The organism is Actinoplanes sp. NBC_00393 (assembly GCF_036053395.1).
Lineage (GTDB): Bacteria > Actinomycetota > Actinomycetes > Mycobacteriales > Micromonosporaceae > Actinoplanes.
This window is the reverse complement of sequence record NZ_CP107942.1, coordinates 3181321-3198559: the sequence shown is the minus strand read 5'-3', so window position 1 is coordinate 3198559 and position 17239 is coordinate 3181321. Positions and strand designations below refer to the sequence as shown.

The following is a 17239-nucleotide window of genomic DNA, read 5'->3' as shown; positions in this document are numbered from 1 at the left end:
CCTCCGTCCGGGCCGGTGCTCAATGCCCCTGGCGACCGGGCGAGCTACCTGGGGAGGCACCCACCGCGGCGACGAAGAACGACGCACCGCGCCGCGATCGATACTTCCGGGCTTCGTCAGCCACTCACCCCACGGCGGCGAAGCTGGCTCCGGACGTCCGACGTCGAAGCTGTCAGTCCCACGATCGGCATGGAGAACCGCACCTGACTGCCTTTGCGTTTACGCAGCGGCCGACGGCCCTCCCGGTCGACTCTGCTCACCTGTGAGCTGTCGGCGGCATCGACAAAGACCTCGAACACCGTGATCGGCCACCACCGCCGAACCTGAGCGCTCGACACGATCTCGTAGGGCACCCGGACGGCGTCGTGGCGCTGCGCGCCGAGCTCGATCGCATCGCTGCCGAACCTCAGCACAGCCGGCCTTCCACCAGTGAGCAACCAGGAGAAGAGAGGAAACAGGATCGTGTAGGTGCCGATGAAGGCGACCGCGCCGGCAACCGTGGACACGGGAGGCCTGCCGGCGATCGCGGTGAACATCCACATGCCGAGGAACCAGCCGAGGGAAGCGGTAGGTAAGCCCGTCACGGCCGCCGCGAGCACGTAACGCCACGGTGACCAGACGTACCCCGCCTCACCAGTCGCGAAGGCACCGTTGTCATTCACACGTCGATCGTGGCAGCTGCTGCCGAGCGCTGCTGTCCAGCAACCGGCTGCTCCACGGATCTGAAAGGCGACTGTGACTGTGGGGCCGAAGTTCACCGCCCGGACGCCGCGGATGCGATCCGGCCGTCGTCCGGCCGTCGTCCGGCCGGGCCGGCGGTCACCGCAGGCCATGTCCCGCGATGCGGCTGCAGCCGATCATTCCCTCTTGACCGAACGGTAAACTCAGACATAGTTTTTGACCGAACGGTCAACAAGGAAGGTGGGGTCATGGCTCGTGATACGCGGCAACGCATCGTCGCGGTGGCCCGTGATCTGGTGCACGGCGCGTCGTTGGCCGAGGTCAGCACCGAGGACGTCTGCCGGGCGGCGGGGGTGCACAAGGGCAGTCTCTACCACTTCTTTCCGTCCAAAGAGGTGCTGGGCGGGGCGGTCCTGGACCACAACTGGGACATGATGCACGCGGTGCTGGAGCAGGCGTTCGCCTCCGATGTGCCGCCGCTGGAGCGCATCGACCGGTTCGTCGACAGCTTCGTGCGGATGCTGACACTGATGCGCGAGCGGTTCGGCGCTACACCGGGCTGCCCGCTCGGCGGGCTGGCCGCTGAGGTGGCCGGCCACGGCGACGAGGGCCGGGCCCGGGCGGGCCGGGTGCTGGCCGGCTGGACGGGCTATTTCTCGACGGCCATCAGCGAGGCGAAAGGCCGCGGTGACGTCCCCGCCGGCGTCGATCCCGGCGGTGCCGCCATCCGGGTGCTGGCCCTGATGCAGGGGCTGGCATTGCTGGCCAAGGCGCACGACGACCCCGGCCTGGTGCTGCTCGCCAAGAACGACATCCGTCTGCTGTTGCAGGCCGCGCGCTGAGCGCCCCGCCGGGAGCGGTGGGCCTTGTGCGCCAGCAGAGTTGACCGATCAGTCAAAAATGGAGGAGGATGCCATGCCATCGACCACCGCGGACGCCGGAGAGGCGTACCGTTTCACCCGGTTCCGCACCGCCCTGCTGCTCGACGACCTGACCTTCGACCGGGACTCGCCCGCCCCCGGCGCCCGGATACCGGCCTTCGACCTGCCCACCCTCGACGGCGGCCGATTCACTGACACCGACCTCGGCGCACGCCCGGTGCTGCTCGTCTTCGGCTCCCGGACCTGCCCGGTCACCGAGAGCGCCGGCCCGATACTGAACGAGTTGCACCGCGACTTCGGCGACCGAGTGCGATTCGTCCTGGTGAACACCCGAGAGGCGCATCCGGGGGAGAAGTTCGGCCAACCGCGTACGCCGCAGGACAAGCGGCGTCACGCCGAGGAGCTACGCCGCCATCACGCGCTCCAGTTCGAGGTGGCCGTCGACGACCTGGACGGTGGACTGCACCAGGCGATGAGCCCGAAACCCAACTCGGCGTACCTTCTGGACCCGGCCGGTGTCATCCGCTTCCGGGCGCACTGGGCCAACGACGAAACCGGCCTGCGCGCCGCTCTGACCGCGATCGCCGCCGGACGCGTACCGCAGCGCGATCGCAGTCGTGCCATGCTGGGTCCGCTGCTGCGCGCCGTCGGCCATCTGCCCGGCGTCGTCGGCTTCGCCGGCAGTCGCGTGGAACGCGACATCTGGCTCGCTGCGGCACCACTGGCGGTGCTGAGCCGGGTCTCCCGGCTGTTCAGCCGGCTGCCCGAGGATCACCGCGGCCCAGCTGCGGCGGCGCTCACCGCTGGGGTTGCTGTCCTGGTAGTCGCCCTCGCCGTCGCGGTCGCGCGATGACGGCCCGGCCTGCGCACGTCAACGTGCGTCCCATTCCGGTTGCAGGCCGGCACTCGATCAACGCCTACCTGCTGATCGGCCGCAAGCCGATCCTCGTCGACGCCGGAGTTCCCGGGAGCGGCCGCAGGATCGTCGACGGCATCGCGCGCCACGGCGTCGACCCGGCCGACCTGGCACTGATCGTGCTCACCCACGCCCACATCGATCACTTCGGTGCCGCCGCACACCTACGCCGGCTGACCGGGGCGCCGATCGCCGCGCACCGCGCCGACCTGGACCCGTACCGGGCCGGACGCGCCCGCGAACCGTACCTACCCACCGGCCCGTTCGGGTCGATGGTGAGCCGGCTGCCCGCCTTGCATCACACCACCCACCCGGTCGAGCCGGAGCTGATCCTGGACGGCCCGCAACGCCTCGACGACCTCGGCGTCGCCGCCCGAATCGTCCCCACGCCCGGCCACACCGCCGGATCGGTCTCCGTCCTCACCGACGACGGCGACCTGGTAGCCGGAGACCTCGTCGCCACTTCGTTCCTGGGCTCGATCTCCGGACGCCCGGCCAACCCGCCATTCCACGACGACCCGGTCGCCAACCTCGCCAGCCTGCGCGCGATGCTCGCCCTCCAGCCGATGGCGCTGCACGTCGGCCACGGCGGCCGGCTCGACCCCGACCGCGTCAGACGGTGGGCCGACCAGGAACAGCGGCGCCTCGACCGGCTCGCCGCCCGCGGCCGGATCCGCCGGCGCGCCGAAACACCCCGGGTGGACTGACGAGCCCGGACAAGCCGGTTCGTACCAGCAAGGCGCACCAGCCGGGATCTCGACCTGCCCACGACCGCGGAAGACGCGCCGAGCGCGATGGAGACGTTGTATCCCAGGGTGTTGAGAAACATGGCCGCATCGAACTGGTCGGGTGCGGCGCCGAGCATCAACGTGATCTGGCACAGGTTCGCCGCCCCGAAGGACACACCCCACAGCGCGACCGCGAGCAGCAGCCCCGGCCGGCTGTGCCCGACGGTCTGGAGCAGCAGCATCGCGGTCACCAGGCCGCTGCAGGCGGCGACGAAGCCGGCCCGCGGGTTCCGGGTGACCGCGTGCCCCGGCGATGACGTTGCCGGCCGCGAGTTCAGGATGAAGCCGAACAGCGATCGCCCAGGGCCTGCGGTTCCACCGGTCAGGTTCCGGCCTCACCGGTGGAACCGGGCCGGTTCAGAAGGGATAGGTGGCCGGCTCGCCGCGCATGGTGATCCACCGGGTCTCGGTGAACGCCTCGATGTTGGCGGCCGCCCCGCCGAACCGCGAGCCGGTGCCGGAGGCCCGCACCCCACCGAACGGCGCGTTGGCCTCGTCGTTGACCGTCTGGTCGTTGATGTGCACGATCCCGGTCGGGATCTGCTCGGCGACGGCCAGCCCGCGCATCACGTCGCGGGTGACGATGCCCAGCGACAGCCCGTACTCGCTGGCCCCGGCCAGCGCGACAGCCTCCTCCACCGACGACACCCGGGTGACCGGCGCGACCGGGCCGAACACCTCGTCGGCGAACGCCGGGGCGGTCAGCGGCACGTCGGCCAGCACGGTGGGCCGGTAGAACAGGTCCTCGTACGATCCGCCGGAAACGACCGTGGCGCCCTGGCCGGCGCTGGCCGTGACCAGGCCGTGGATCTTGTCGCGCTGCCCGGCGTCGATGATCGGGCCGAGCGCGACCTGCTCGGTCGCCGGGTTGCCGACCGGCAGCTTCCCGGCCTTGTCGGCGAGGCGTTGCACGAACTCGTCGTACAGCCGGTCGGCGACCAGGTGCCGTCCGGTGGTCATGCAGATCTGGCCCTGGTTGAAGAACGAACCCCACGCGGCCAGGTTGACCGCCGCGTCGACATCCGCGTCGTCGAGGATCAGCAGCGCCGAGTTGCCGCCGAGCTCGAGGTGGGCCCGCTTCAGGTGCCGGCCGGCGAGCTCCCCGATCCGGCGGCCCACCGGGGTGGAGCCGGTGAACGAGATGACCCGGATGTTCGGGTCGGTGATCAGCGCCTCGCCGACGTCGGCGCCGCCGGGCAGCATCTGCAGCACGCCCGGGGGCAGCCCGGCCTCCTCGAAGATGCGGGCCATCAGCGTGCCGCCGGTGACCGCGGTGCGCGGGTCCGGCTTGAGGATCACCGCGTTGCCCAGCGCGAGCGCCGGGGCCACCGACCGGATGCCCAGGATGATCGGTACGTTGAACGGCGAGATGACGCTGACCACGCCGGCCGGGATGCGCCGGGCCATCGACAGCCGGGGCTGTTCGGACGGCAGCAGCTCGCCGTGCGGGCGGCTGGGCAGCGAGGCCGCCTCGTAGCATTCCTCCGCGGCGACGTGCAGCGCGAACCCGGCCATCCCGGGGACCGCGCCGACCTCGCGGATGTTCCAGCTGCTGATCTCCTCGGCGTGCTGTTGCCACAGGTCACCGGCCTTGCGCAGCACCGCGGCCCTGGCGGGGTGCGGCATAGCCGCCCACTGCTTCTGGGCCCGGGCGGCGTGCACGCCGGCCTCGGCGACGTCCTCGGGTGTCGCCCGGCCCATCCGGCCGAGTTCGGCGCCGGTGGCGGGTTCGACGACCGGGTAGTCGCCGCCCCGCCCGGTGGTCCACTCGCCGTTCTTGAAGATCTTTCCCTGCCAGTCGACGCCGTCAAGCAGTCCCACAGTGTGTTCCTTTCGTTGTTGCTTGGTCAGTGGTGCATGCGCAGCACGGGTTTGAGGACGCTGCCGCGGTGGCTGTCCTGCAGCGCCTCGTCGATGTCCGCGAGGTCGTAGAACTGCACGAGCCGGTCGAACGGGAACCGGCCCTGCCGGTGCAGTTCGACCAGGGTGCCGATCAGCGTCTCGCTGCGGCCGCTGCCGCCGAGCACGCCGACGATCCGCTTGCCCCACAGCGTGCTCAGGTGATCGACGCTGAACTCCGCGCCGGCCGGCGCCCCGCCGATCAGCACGCAGGTGCCGAGCATGCCGACGCTGTCGACGGCCTGCCGGACGACGGAGATCACGCCGGTGCATTCCAGGGAGAAGTCGGCCGGGCCGCCGCAGAGGCGGTGCACCTCGGCCACCGGGTCGGTCTCGGCGGCGTTCACCGTGTCGGTGGCCCCGAGTTCGGCGGCCAGTCTCAGGCGCTCGGGATGCCGGTCGACGGCGATGATCCGGGTGGCGGGGGAGAGCCGGGCCGCCATCACCGCGGCCAGGCCCACCGCGCCGACCCCGTACACCACCAGGCTCGCGCCCGGCCCGGGCTGCAGCGTGTTCATGACGGCGCCCGCCCCGGTGGAGATCCCGCAGGCGAGCGGGCCGAGCATCTCCAGAGGGGCCGCTTCGGGTACGACCACCAGCGCGTCCGCCCACGTCAGTGCGTAGGTGGCGAACGACGACTGCCCGAAGAAGTGGCTGTGCACCAGCGACCCGTCCGGGCGGCGCAGCGCGCTCTGGCCGGCGCGCGGCCCGAGCAGGCGAGCGCCGCCGCAGAGCGCCTCACCGAGCCGGGCGCAGTAGCGGGGCTCGCCGTCACGGCAGTTGCGGCACTGCCCGCACGACGGCCAGCCGATCACCACATGGTCACCCGGGCGTACCGCGGTGACGTCGTCGCCGACGGCCACCACCTCCCCGGCGCCCTCGTGGCCGAGCACGCTGGGGAACGGCATCGGCAGATCACCGTGCCGGGTGATCGCGTCGGTGTGGCAGATCCCGGCGGCGACGACCTTCACCAGGGCTTCGCCAGGACCCGGCTCGTCGAGGTCGAGTTGTTCCAGCCGGAACGGGCCGTCGAGCTCGTCGACGACCGCAGCGGTAACTCTCATCGGATACCTCCGTCAAGGGGACAGTGCCGCTCCACCAGCCGGGCCGCGTCCAGGACGAGGTCCTCACCGTGTGCCGGCCCGGCCAGCTGCAACCCGACCGGCAGGCCCCCGGCCAGCGCGATCGGCACCGAGATCGCCGGAAGCCCGGCCGCGTTGAACGGCGCGGTCAGCCGGGTCAGCACGAATTCGACCGGCCAGTCGGTGCCGGCGACGCTCAGCGTGTGCGCGCCGATCGGCGGTGCGGTCACCGGCACGGTGGCGCTGGCCAGCACGTCGTAGGAGCGCAGCGCGCCGAGCAGGGCGGTGACTGTGCGGCGCAGCGCGGCCTCGGCGCGTTCGACCTGCTCCGCATCGGGTGCCGGCAGTCGCATGAGCTCGGCGATGTCCGTACCGAACATGGCCGGTTCCTGCTCGAAAGCGGCGCGGTGGAAGGCGCCGGCCTCGGCGGCGATCCGGGCCAGCGGAGCCTGCGGCATCAGCGGCTCGTCGGGGATGGCGACATCACCGACGCGCACCCCGGCGTCTTCCAGCCGGGACCGGGCCGTCGCCAGCGCGGCCCGGACCTCGGGGTACAGGACCGCGTCGTACCAGCCGCCGAGCCAGCCGACCCGCAGCGGGCGTCCCGGCGGTGCCACCGGGATGCCCAGCCCGCCGAGCAGCAGGGCCGCGTCGTCGACCGTGCGGGCCAGCACCCCGAGATGGTCCAGCGACGGCGCCAGCGGCAGCACCCCGTCGAGCGGGATCCGGCCCCGGGTGGGCTTGACACCGACGCAGCCGCTCAGCGCGGCGGGAATCCGTACGCTGCCGGCCGTGTCCGAACCGAGCGCCCCGAGACTGCTGCCAGCGGCGACCGAGGCCGCGGACCCGCCGGAGGATCCGCCGGGGATGTGACCGTGCCGGTACGGGTTGTGGGTCGGCCCGAGCACCGCGCTGTCCGTGCGGCCGCCCCACGCCAGCTCGTGCGTGGTGTGCTTGCCGAGGATCACCACGCCCGCGTCCCGCAACCGCGACACCGCGGTGGCGTCGCGCTGCGGCACGTGCCCGGCGAAGCGCGGCGAGCCGTAGCTCGTCACGATGCCGGCGGTGTCTATCAGGTCCTTGATCCCGATCGGGATGCCGTGCAGCGGACCGCGGCGCGGCTCGCCGGTGAGCCGGGCCGCCTGCTCGCGGGCCTGCCCGGCGGCGACCGTGGCGTAGGCGTGCAGCGCCGGCTCGGTGGCCGCGACGCGCTCCAGCAGGATCTCGGTCAGCTCGGCCGGGGTCAGCTCGCCGTCCGCGATCGCCGCCGCAGCCGCCACGATGCTGTCAGGTCGGGTCGGCATCGGCAGCCCGCGTCCGCACGAAATAGCCCACCGGGAACAGGCTCAGCCCGGTCCGGTCGCGCACCAGACCCCACAGCCCGCGCGGCAGCCACAACGCGACCGCCATGCCGATGGCTCCCAGCAGGATCAGATACCAGGACCCGTAGTCGGACAGCAGCTGCTGCAGGGCGAAGAAGACCACCGCGCCCAGCAGCGGACCCTCGATGTAGCCGATCCCACCGATGACCACGATGAAGATCATGTAGGCCGACCACTGGACGCTGAAGATCGCATCCGGGTTCACGCTGAGCGAACTCACCGTGATCACGCCGCCGGCGGCGCCGCAGCCCGCCGCGGAAACCAGATAGACCAGGAGCTTGGCGCGGCGTACGTCGATCCCGACCGAACTTGCCGCGGTCTCCTCGTCGCGCACCGCCATCAGCGACAGCCCCAGCCGGCCCCGCAGCAGCAGATAGCAACCCGCGATCGAGGCGAGGGCGAGCCCGAGCGCGACCCAGTACGTCAGCGCGCCGCGCAGCGTCTGGTCGAGGCCGGACAGCCCGGTGAGGCTCTTGCCGCTGGCCCCGCCGAGGCTGCTGACCCGCACGACCAGCAGCCGGTAGACCTCCGCGATCACCCAGGTGCCCACGGCGAAGTAGTCGCCGCGCAGCCGGAACGCCAGCCACGACGTCGGCACCGCGAAGATCGCGCAGGTCACCGCGGCCAGCAGCACCGCCAGGTACGGCTGCACGCCCAGGTCGGCGAACGCGATCACGCTGTACGCGCCGATTCCGATGTAGGCCTGCTGCCCGACCGAGACCAGGCCGCCGAACCCGGCCAGCAGGTTCCACATACAGGCCAGCGCGATCAGCACGAACAGGTTCACCAGCGTGTCGGTCACCTGGGCGAACACCAGGAACGGCAGGGCGCACAGCGCGGCGACGGCGACCGCCATCACCAGCGTGGACACCTTCGACGAGCGGGCGGCCCGGCTGACGTCCAGCGCGGCGGCGGCCCGTTCGGTCAGGGACTGCGTCAGGCTCATGCTTTCCGTCCCGCGATGAGGCCCTGCGGCCGGAAGGCCAGCACGGCGAGGAAGATCAGGTGGCCGGCGAGCAGCGTCAGGGCCGGGTCGATCTGCGAGCCGATCGACTGGGTGACGCCGAGGATGATGCCGCCCAGCAGGGTGCCCCACAGCGACCCGAGACCGCCGATGACGACCGCCTCGAACGCGAAGATCAGCCGGGACGGGCCGATCGACGGATCGAACGACGAGCGCATCGCGAACATCAGCCCGGCGAGCGCGACGGTCGCGAACGCGATGGCGGTGGCGATGCCGTAGATGTGCCGGCTGTCGCCGCCCACCAGGTTGGCGGTCTCCGGGTCGTCGGACGAGGCCCGCAGCATCCGGCCCAGCCCGGTCCGCGACAGGAACAGCTGGATCCCGGTCAGCACCAGGGCCGCCAGCACGAACGTCGCCAGCGACAGATACCCGATGGAGATGGCCCCGGTGATCTCGAACGAGCCGGTCGCGAACGAGCCGCCGTCCAACGTGCGGGTGTCGGCGGAGAACATCTCCAGCAGCACGTTCTGCAGCACGATCGACAGGCCGAAGGTGACCAGCAGCGTCGCCAGTGGGCCCGATTTCAAGCTCTTCTGCAGCAGCACCCGCTGGGTCAGGTAGCCGAGCACCGCGAACAGCGGGACGGTCACCACCAGCACGAACCACAGGGGCAGGCCGGTGCCGCTGATCAGGGCGAGGGCCAGGAACGAGGCGACCACCGCGAGGTCACCGTGGGCCAGGTTGACGATCCGCATCACGCCGAACATCAGCGACAGGCCGGTGGCGAACAGCGCGTACAGGCCGCCGATCAGCAGCCCCTGGATGAGGGCATTGAGAAAGTCCATCAGTGTTGTTCCTCTCGCACGCCGATGCCGAAGTAGGCGTGCTCCACCTGCTCGGAGCTCAGGTCCTGTGGTCGGCCCTCGAGCACGGATCGCCCTTCCAGCAGGCAGTGCACCCGGTCGGCGACCCGCATCGCCTGGGAGACGTCCTGCTCGACGATCAGCGCCGTCGTGCCGCTGCCCACGATGTCCGGCAGCACCTCGTAGATGCGGCGCACGATCACCGGGGCCAGGCCCAGCGACAACTCGTCGATCAGCAGCAGGTCGGGGTTGCACAGCAGGGCCCGGCCGATGGCCACGGACTGCTGCTCGCCGCCGGACAGCTGGGAGGCGTTCTGCTGGCGCCGCTCGGCCATCCAGGGGAACAGCTCGTACACCCGGGACAGGGTCCACGGGCCGCTTCGCTTGCCGAAGGTGCCGGTCCGCAGGTTCTCCTCGACCGTCAGCGAACGGAACAGCCGCCGGCCCTCCGGCACCAGCGCGACACCGGCGGACACCCGCTGGTAGGCGGGCATCCGGGTGATGTCGCGCCCGTCGAGCCGGATGGTGCCGGAGGTGGGCGGGTTGAGCCCGGCCAGCGCCCGCAACATCGTCGACTTGCCGGCCCCGTTGGCGCCGATGATGGCCAGCACCTCGCCCTTCTCCAGTTGCAGGCTCAGGCCGTCCACCGCGCACAGCTGCCCGTGGTGGACGGTGAGGTCGCGGATCTCCAGCAGGGTCATGAGGGTGCCTCCTCGGGCAGGTCGGACTCCGGCCCGCCGCCGAGATACAGCTCGCGCACCTTCGGGTCGGCGAGCACCTGAAGCGGCTCGCCGTCGGCGACCACGTCACCGCCGGCGAGACAGACCATCCGGGCGACCGTCTTCACCAGCGCGTGCACGACGTGTTCGATCCAGACGATGCCCAGGCCTTCGGCGTGCAGCTGTTTGACGACCGCCACGAGTTCGAGCACCTCGGGTTCGGTCAGGCCGCCGGCCACCTCGTCGAGCAGCAGCAGCCGTGGATTCGTACCCAATGCCCGGGCGACCTCCAGCCGCTTGCGCTGCAGCAGGCCGAGCCGTCCGGCCGGGGTGTTGGCCAGCTCGGCCAGGCCGGTGCGGTCCAGCACGCCCATGGTGTGCTGCCAGGCCTGTCTGCCCTTCATCGAGGCGCCCTGGAAGCCGCAGACCAGCACGTTCTCGAACACGGTGAGGTGCTCGAACGGGCGGGGCACCTGGTAGGTGCGGCCGATGCCGGCCCGGGTCCGGGCGTGCGGCGCGACGTTGGTGACGTCGCGCCCGTCGAACCACACCGCGCCGCCGTCCGGGCGCAGGTCCCCGGAGATCATGGCGAACAGGCTGGATTTTCCGGCGCCGTTGGGCCCGACGATGCCGAGCGCCTCGCCGGGCTCGACACCGAGCGTCAGGTCTTTCGCGACGGTCACCCGGCCGAAGCTCTTGGTGACGCCCTGCAGATGCAGCAGCTGCTCCATCAGGCGTTGGTCGGGAGCAGGTCGCCGCCGATCGGGACGGCCTTGTTCGCCGAGTTGTCGACGATGACGACGTCCCAGGGGAACGTGCTGCCCTTGCGCCACTGGCCGCCGACCGGGTGCTGGATGGCGATGCCCGGCTCGGGCCCGGCGGTGAAGTCCAGCTCACCGCTCATGCAGCTGATCTTCATGGCCTTCAGCTTGGCGGCGACCTCGTCGCGGTCCTTCGGGTCACCGGCGTCCTTGAACGCCTGGATGGCGACCTCGAACAGCGAGTAGATGGAGCCGAGCGCCTGGGTCCACTGCTTGCCGGTGGAGGCGGCGAAGTCGTCGGCGAGCTGCTTGGCGCTGCGCCCGTCGAGCACGGATTTGTACGGGTGCGCCGGGCTCCACCAGAAGTCGGTGGCGATGTTGTTGGCCAGCGGGCCGAGGGCCTCGGCCTCCGACGGGAACAGCATGACCTTCGCGACGGTGGCGAGCTTGGGCCGGAAGCCCTGCTGCTGCGCCTGCTTCCAGAAGGTCTGGAAGTCCGGCGGGATCGGGGTGCAGGTGAGCAGTTCGGCGCCGGAGTTCTTGAACTTGGCGATCTGCGAGGTGAAGTCGGTCGCGCCGTTCTGGTAGGCGCCGCCGTCGACCGGGGTGTAGCCGGCCTTGCTCATCATGGGTCCGAGGCCCTGCCGGAACGCGTTGGCGTCGGTGTCGTTGGGCCACAGCGCCGCCACGTTCTTGTTGGAGACACCCATCCGGTCCCACATCGGGATGAAGCAGTCGGCGAACTGCTGCATGCCGAAGAAGAACAGCGTCGTGTACTTGAAGCCTTCGCCGGTCTTGCCGCCGCGCCCGTGGAACCAGGCCTCCCACGGCGCGATCGTGGTGACGTTCGGGATGCCGTTGGCCTCGCACTGGTCGGCGACCGGGTTGGTGGTGTCCGGGGTGGAGGAGCCGACAATCAGGTCCACCTTGTCGCTGTTGATCAGCTGGCGGGTGACCTCGGTGGCCCGGTTCGGGTTGGACTGGGTGTCCTTGACGACGATCTCGATGGTGCGCTTCTTGCCGCCGGCGGTGAAACCGTTCTTCACGGCCTCCTGGATCTGGGAGACCACGAAGTTGTCGGCGCTCGCGAACCCGGCCAGAGGCCCGGTCTGCGGGCTGACGTAGCCGATCTTGAGGACGTCGGAGGACGAACTGCCGGTGCCTTTGAGCCCGCCGCAGGCGCTCAGCAGCGGGGCGCTGCCGACCGCGGCCGCGCCCAGTCCGGCCGCTCGGATAAGGGAACGGCGGCTGATTCCGCCGGATGATGTCTCGCTCACGCCGCGCTCCTTCAAAGAGTGTTCGCAGACCGCCAGCGCCTGGTGGGGGACCTACCGGGCTGGCGTGCGACGAAGGTAAGAGCGTTGTGTGACGCGGGCAACAGCGCGTTCGGCTGGCCGAAACAGTTTTTTAATTCTCCGAACGGTGTCCCAGCCGGCGCGAGATTTCCCGGGCGGTTCGCCGCAGATGCGGCTCGATCTGCGCGGCCAGCGACTCCAGCGAGGTCGGGGCGGCGCTCAGGTGCACCGCCACGTTGACCGCCGCGATCACCTCACCGGTGCGGTCCCGGATCGGGGCGGCGAACGAGCGCAGGCCGGGGGCGAGCTCCTCGTCGTTGACGGCGATCCCGCTCTGGCGGACCTTGGCCAGCGTCACCATCAGCTCCTCGCGGTTGGTGATGGTCTTCGGGCCGCGCCGGGCCATGTCGGAGCGCTCGAGGATCTGCCGCAGCGCCTGCGGGTCCTTGTAGGCCAGGATCGCCTTGCCCATGGACGTGCAGTACGCCGGCAGCCGGGAGCCGACATGCAGGTTCAGGTCGATCGCCAGGGTGTTGCGGCGCCCGCTGCGCCGCCGGTCGACGTAGACCACGTCCCGGCTCTCGCAGACCGCCATGCTGACCGTGAAGCCGGTCTCGTCGGCCAGGCTCTGCAGCAGCGGCGCCGCCACCCGGGTCAGATCCATCGACTCGATCGCCGCGAAGCCGAGGTCGGCGACCCGCGGCCCGAGAGAGTATTTCCTGGTGTCCGGGTCCTGCTGGACATAGCCGAGGTGCACCAGCGTGGCGACGTAGCGATGCGCGGTGCTCTTGGTGACCCCGGCGATCCGGGCCAGGTCGGCGATGCCCAGCACCGGCCGGCTGCGGCTGAACGCGGACAGGATCGTCAAGCCCCGCTCGAGCGAGACCGAGAAGTCGCCGGATGCTGGCTGTGCCATCGGTTCAGGATACGCATGAGTTGTTCGACTCAGCCGAACGATAGGGTGACAGGGTGCTTGTCGCGCCTGATCCTAGGGCCGACGGAGGGGGAGCGAAGCGATGCAAGCCGTACGCCACTTCATCGGGGGAACCTGGGCCGACGCTGCCTCGGGGCGCACCTACGACAACCGTTCGCCCTGGTCGGGTGAGGTGATCGGCGCGGTCGCGGCCGGCGATGACGAGGACGCCGCTCGGGCGATCGCGGCGGCGCACACCGCGTTCGGCGAGTGGTCGCAGGCCGCGCCGGTCCGGCGCCAGACCGTCTTCCTGCGTGCCGCCGACATCCTGGAGAACCGGCGCCGCAGCGTGCAGGAGGCGCTCGCCCGGGAGACCGGCTGCGGCTCGCAGTTCGGCGAGATCCAGGTCGACTTCGCGGTGAGTCTGCTGCGCCAGGCCGCCCAGCTCGCCTACCGGCCGGTCGGCGAGATGCTCGCGTCCGACGTACCCGGAACCCAGGCTCTTGCTGTGCGCCGGCCGGTCGGCGTGGTCGGCGCGATCGCGCCGTTCAACGCCTCGCTCACCCTGAGCGGCCGCGCGATCGCCGGCCCGCTGGCGCTGGGTAACACGGTGGTGCTCAAGCCCTCGGAGGAGTCGCCCTACACCGGTGGGGCGCTGTGGGCCGAGATCCTGCAGGAGGCCGGGCTGCCGGCCGGCGTCCTCAACGTGGTCACGCACGCGCCCGGTGAGGCCGGGGTCATCGCCGACGCCATGCTCGACAGCCGGCACGTCAAGCGGATCAACTTCACCGGGTCGACGCCCACCGGCCGGCGGCTCGCCGAGAAGGCCGGCACCCGGCTCAAGCGGGTGGTGCTGCAGCTCAGCGGGCAGAACCCGATGATCGTCGCCGAGGACGCCGACGTGGACTACGCCGTCGACGCGGCGGCGTACGGGGCCTTCCTGCATCAGGGCCAGCTGTGCATGTGCGCCCGGCGCATCTATGTGGCCCGGCCGGTGGCCGAGGAGTTCCTGGCCAAGTTCGCTGCGAAGGTGGCGACCCTGCCGATGGGCGACCCGGCCGATCCGGCGACCGTCGTGGGCCCGGTCATCAACGAGTGGGCCCTGGCCACGCTGGAACGCCGGGTCAAGCAGGCGGTCGACGCCGGCGCCCGGATCCTCGCCGGTGGTGAACCGCAGCCGCCGTGCTACCCCGCCACCGTGCTGGTCGACGTGCCGCCGGACACCGAGCTGGCGGAGAGCGAGACGTTCGGGCCGATCGTGACCGTCGAGGTCGTCGAGTCCGCCGAGGAGGCGGTCGCGCACGCCAACCGCTCCGAGCTCGGCTTGGTCGCCTCGATCATCTCCCGCAACGTGCCGCGCGCGATGCGGTTGGCGGCCCGGCTGGAGGTGGGCATCGTGCACGTCAACGACCAGACGGTCAACGACGAGCCGCAGATGCCGTTCGGCGGGGTGAAGGACACCGGCTGGGGCCGGTTCGGGATCGGCATGGCGGCGGAGGAGTTCACCGAGCTGCAGTGGGTCTCGGTGCGGGAGCAGGGCCGGGCGTTCCCGTTCTGACGACCGCGCCTTGCAGCCGGCGTAGCGCCTCGGCCCGGACCCCGGACAGGACCGGGTTTCCGTCCGGCGTGGCAGCGCGCACCGGCGCCGGGCGCGGCAACCCGGCGGTCGCCGCCCGGATGCTGTCGATCAGCTGCGGCCCCCAGGAACCGCCGATGATGATCTCCTGCGGGTCGGCGAGCGCGACAATAGCCGCGATGACACCGGCGACCGCCTCGCCGATCACCTGACGGCTGTCCGAGCCGCAGGCGAGCAGCCGCTCGACGTCGATCGCGGTGGAGCCGTCGCGGCGCAGGCCCAGCTCACCGAACACCTCGATGAACCGGATCGCGCGACCGTGCGGCCCGACGGTCAGCAGGTGGGCGATCTCGCCGGCCAGACCGTGGTGGCCGCGCCGGACCTCGCCGTCGCTGACGATTGCGCAGCCCAGCCCCTCACCCAGGTAGAGGTAGGCGAAGTCGCAGCGCGCGGCCTGCTCCGCCCGCTCGGCCAGGGCCGCCCAGTTCACGTCGTTGTCCACGATGACCTGCAGCGGCGCCAGGATCGCCGCCGGATCGAGCTCGCCCACCAGGAACGGCGCGTCGGGCAGCTGCACCAGCCGGCCGGTGTCCCGGTCCACCGGGTCGGCCGCGGCGATGACGGCAAGCCGAACCGGCCCGCCGGCGCTGTCGCCGACCTGCGCGACGGCGTCACGCAACGCGGCGGCCACCTGGTCCGGGTGTGCGGGCCGGTCGATCTCGCGGACCGCGCGCGCCACGGTGTCGCCGTAGATGTCCAGGCATTCGGTCACGACGCCGGCCGAGGTGATGGTGACGGCGAGGGCCACCCCGGCCGTCGGCGCCAGCGCATAGTACGACCCGACCCGGCCGCGGCCGCGCCCGCCGACAGTGCGCTCGCCGGTGTCGACCAGCAGGCCCCGCTCGGTGAGGCGGCGCACGCTCTCGCCCGCGGTCGGTTTCGAGATGCCGATCGCGGCCGCCAGTTCGGCCCGGGTCAGGCGCCGGTGCCGCATCAGGGCGGTCAGCACGTGCTCGTCGGTCAGCGCCCGGACCAGGTCCTGCGAAGGCTTGGCGGAATCCACGTGCCGATTCTAGTCAGGCCTCTTGCCTAGAAAGCGAGCGCGCCCCTACAGTCATTCAAGTAAAGGAACATGACTTGAAAGGAACTGCCGTGCTTCCGCACTGGGAAGAGACGCCCGCCGACCTCGCCGCCGCGACCCGGGAGATCAAGGCCGCCCTGCGCGCGCGGATCGCCGCGTCCGGCCGCACCGTCGACGAGGTCTTCGCCGTCGTCGAACAGCGCGTGCAGTCCGCCGTCGACGACATCACCGCGGCCCGCCGCCGCGGCGAGCCGATCTGGCCGGTGATCGACTACGCCGACATCGCCGACGGCACCGTCACCGCCGCACAGCTCGACCAGCTGCGCCGCCGCGGCTGCCTGGTCGTGCGCGGTCACTTCGAGCGTGCCCAGGCCCTGCAGTGGGACGCCGACATCGTCGACTACGTCGAGAGCAACCACTTCTTCGAGAACTACCGCGGACCCGGCGACGACTTCTTCGGCAGCGTCGGCTCCAAGCCCGAGATCTACCCGATCTACTGGTCACCCGCCCAGATGCAGGCCCGCCAGAGCGAGCGCATGGCCACCGTGCAGGCGTTCCTCAACAGCCAGTGGAAGCACGAGTCCGACGGAGTGCAGTGGTTCGACCCGCACCGCGACTCGCTGTATCCCGACCGCATCCGGCGCCGCCCGGAAGGCGCCGACTCGGCCGGCCTCGGCACCCACCTGGACCCCGGCACCCTCGACCTGTGGATGACCCAGGCGTACCAGCAGGCGTTCCGGCACCTGTTCGACGGCAGCGTCGAGCAGTACGACCCGTGGGACGCCGCCCACCGCACCGCCGGCCCGCAATACCCCGGCACCACCATGTGCTCGGCGTTCCGCACCTTCCAGGGCTGGACCGCCCTGTCCGACATGGACCACGACCAGGGCGTGCTGCACACCGTGCCGATCCCCGAGGCGATGGCCTACCTGATGCTGCGCCCCTTGCTGTCCGACGTCCCCGACGACGACATGTGCGGCGTCACCGTCAACCAGGTCTTCCCGGCCGGCCACAAATGGCACGCCCCGCTGATGGAGGCCCTCACCGGCATCCCGGACGTCAAGGCCGGCGACTCGGTCTGGTGGCACTGCGACATGATCCACAGCGTCGCGCCGGTCGAGGCCCAGCGGGGCTGGGGCAACGTCATGTACATCCCCGCCGCGCCGTGGTGCCCGCGCAACGAGCAGTACGCCAACTCCGTACGGGCCGCCTTCCTCAGCGGCGAGAGCCCCAGCGACTTCCCGGCCGAGCACTACGAACGTGACTGGCCCAACCGCTTCCAGCCGGCCGACCTCAACCACATCGGACGCCGCGGCCTCAACCTCGAACCTGCTACCCGGCCCTGAAGGCCGGCTCGCGCTGAGGCCGCCCGGTCGGGGTGGGTCTGCGGCCGGAGCGAAGCCACTGCGGCAAAGCCGGCGATGTGCGCGACCGGCCA

16 protein-coding genes are annotated in these 17239 nt (G+C 71.2%); 5 read left to right on the top strand and 11 right to left on the bottom strand.

Annotation, left to right across the window (positions count from 1 at the left end; translation table 11 throughout):
• Positions 1-116: 116 nt before the first annotated feature.
• Positions 117-599 (bottom strand): hypothetical protein, encoded by a 483-nt coding sequence (locus tag OHA21_RS15010; RefSeq protein ID WP_328474379.1) that lies wholly within the window; start codon positions 597-599, stop codon positions 117-119.
• A gap of 330 nt (positions 600-929) precedes the next feature.
• Between OHA21_RS15010 and OHA21_RS15005 the strand changes: the two genes are divergently transcribed.
• The 3 genes from OHA21_RS15005 (at position 930) to OHA21_RS14995 (ending at position 3185) form a co-directional block, all read left to right on the top strand.
• Positions 930-1523 (top strand): TetR/AcrR family transcriptional regulator, encoded by a 594-nt coding sequence (locus OHA21_RS15005; protein WP_328474378.1) that lies wholly within the window; start codon positions 930-932, stop codon positions 1521-1523.
• A 73-nt stretch (positions 1524-1596) separates the two neighbouring features.
• Positions 1597-2415: a TlpA family protein disulfide reductase gene (locus OHA21_RS15000; RefSeq protein ID WP_328474376.1), complete on the top strand. Its 819-nt coding sequence runs from the start codon at positions 1597-1599 to the stop codon at positions 2413-2415.
• Complete coding sequence (locus OHA21_RS14995; RefSeq protein ID WP_328474374.1) at positions 2412-3185, top strand: MBL fold metallo-hydrolase; 774 nt, start codon at positions 2412-2414, stop codon at positions 3183-3185. Before OHA21_RS15000 ends, OHA21_RS14995 begins: the two co-directional genes overlap by 4 nt.
• 438 nt (positions 3186-3623) lie before the next feature.
• On the opposite strand, the gene OHA21_RS14990 is transcribed toward OHA21_RS14995, so the two are convergent.
• The 9 genes from OHA21_RS14990 to OHA21_RS14950 form a co-directional block, all read right to left on the bottom strand.
• Complete coding sequence (locus OHA21_RS14990; RefSeq protein ID WP_328474372.1) at positions 3624-5087, bottom strand: benzaldehyde dehydrogenase; 1464 nt, start codon at positions 5085-5087, stop codon at positions 3624-3626.
• Between the two features lie 26 nt (positions 5088-5113).
• Complete coding sequence (locus OHA21_RS14985) at positions 5114-6229, bottom strand: NAD(P)-dependent alcohol dehydrogenase (RefSeq protein ID WP_328474370.1); 1116 nt, start codon at positions 6227-6229, stop codon at positions 5114-5116.
• The gene (locus tag OHA21_RS14980; protein WP_328474367.1) at positions 6226-7551 is read right to left on the bottom strand and encodes an amidase; all 1326 of its coding nucleotides are present in this window, start codon (positions 7549-7551) and stop codon (positions 6226-6228) included. Before OHA21_RS14980 ends, OHA21_RS14985 begins: the two co-directional genes overlap by 4 nt.
• Positions 7535-8575, bottom strand: coding sequence for a branched-chain amino acid ABC transporter permease (locus OHA21_RS14975; RefSeq protein WP_328474365.1), 1041 nt, complete (start codon positions 8573-8575; stop codon positions 7535-7537). The genes OHA21_RS14980 and OHA21_RS14975 overlap by 17 nt, the downstream gene beginning before the upstream one ends.
• Positions 8572-9438, bottom strand: a complete 867-nt coding sequence (locus OHA21_RS14970; protein WP_328474363.1) for a branched-chain amino acid ABC transporter permease — start codon at positions 9436-9438, stop codon at positions 8572-8574. The genes OHA21_RS14975 and OHA21_RS14970 overlap by 4 nt, the downstream gene beginning before the upstream one ends.
• Positions 9438-10157: an ABC transporter ATP-binding protein gene (locus OHA21_RS14965; RefSeq protein ID WP_328474361.1), complete on the bottom strand. Its 720-nt coding sequence runs from the start codon at positions 10155-10157 to the stop codon at positions 9438-9440. Before OHA21_RS14965 ends, OHA21_RS14970 begins: the two co-directional genes overlap by 1 nt.
• Entirely contained in the window at positions 10154-10906 is a 753-nt protein-coding gene (locus OHA21_RS14960; protein WP_328474359.1) for an ABC transporter ATP-binding protein, read from the bottom strand. The genes OHA21_RS14965 and OHA21_RS14960 overlap by 4 nt, the downstream gene beginning before the upstream one ends.
• On the bottom strand, positions 10906-12213 hold the full coding sequence (locus OHA21_RS14955) for an ABC transporter substrate-binding protein (RefSeq protein ID WP_328474357.1): 1308 nt from the start codon (positions 12211-12213) through the stop codon (positions 10906-10908). The genes OHA21_RS14960 and OHA21_RS14955 overlap by 1 nt, the downstream gene beginning before the upstream one ends.
• 130 nt (positions 12214-12343) lie before the next feature.
• Positions 12344-13147, bottom strand: a complete 804-nt coding sequence (locus OHA21_RS14950; RefSeq protein ID WP_328474355.1) for an IclR family transcriptional regulator — start codon at positions 13145-13147, stop codon at positions 12344-12346.
• A gap of 100 nt (positions 13148-13247) precedes the next feature.
• Between OHA21_RS14950 and OHA21_RS14945 the strand changes: the two genes are divergently transcribed.
• Positions 13248-14702, top strand: a complete 1455-nt coding sequence (locus OHA21_RS14945; protein ID WP_328474353.1) for an aldehyde dehydrogenase family protein — start codon at positions 13248-13250, stop codon at positions 14700-14702.
• Here OHA21_RS14945 and OHA21_RS14940 read toward each other — a convergent pair.
• Positions 14647-15783 carry an ROK family transcriptional regulator gene (locus OHA21_RS14940; RefSeq protein WP_328474351.1) on the bottom strand — a complete coding sequence of 379 codons (1137 nt, stop codon included), beginning with the start codon at positions 15781-15783 and terminating at the stop codon, positions 14647-14649. The two genes, OHA21_RS14945 and OHA21_RS14940, sit on opposite strands and share 56 nt — an antisense overlap.
• An 89-nt stretch (positions 15784-15872) precedes the next feature.
• On the opposite strand from OHA21_RS14940, the gene OHA21_RS14935 reads away from it, so the two are divergent.
• Positions 15873-17147: a DUF1479 domain-containing protein gene (locus tag OHA21_RS14935; RefSeq protein ID WP_328474349.1), complete on the top strand. Its 1275-nt coding sequence runs from the start codon at positions 15873-15875 to the stop codon at positions 17145-17147.
• The last annotated feature ends 92 nt before the right edge of the window (positions 17148-17239 follow it).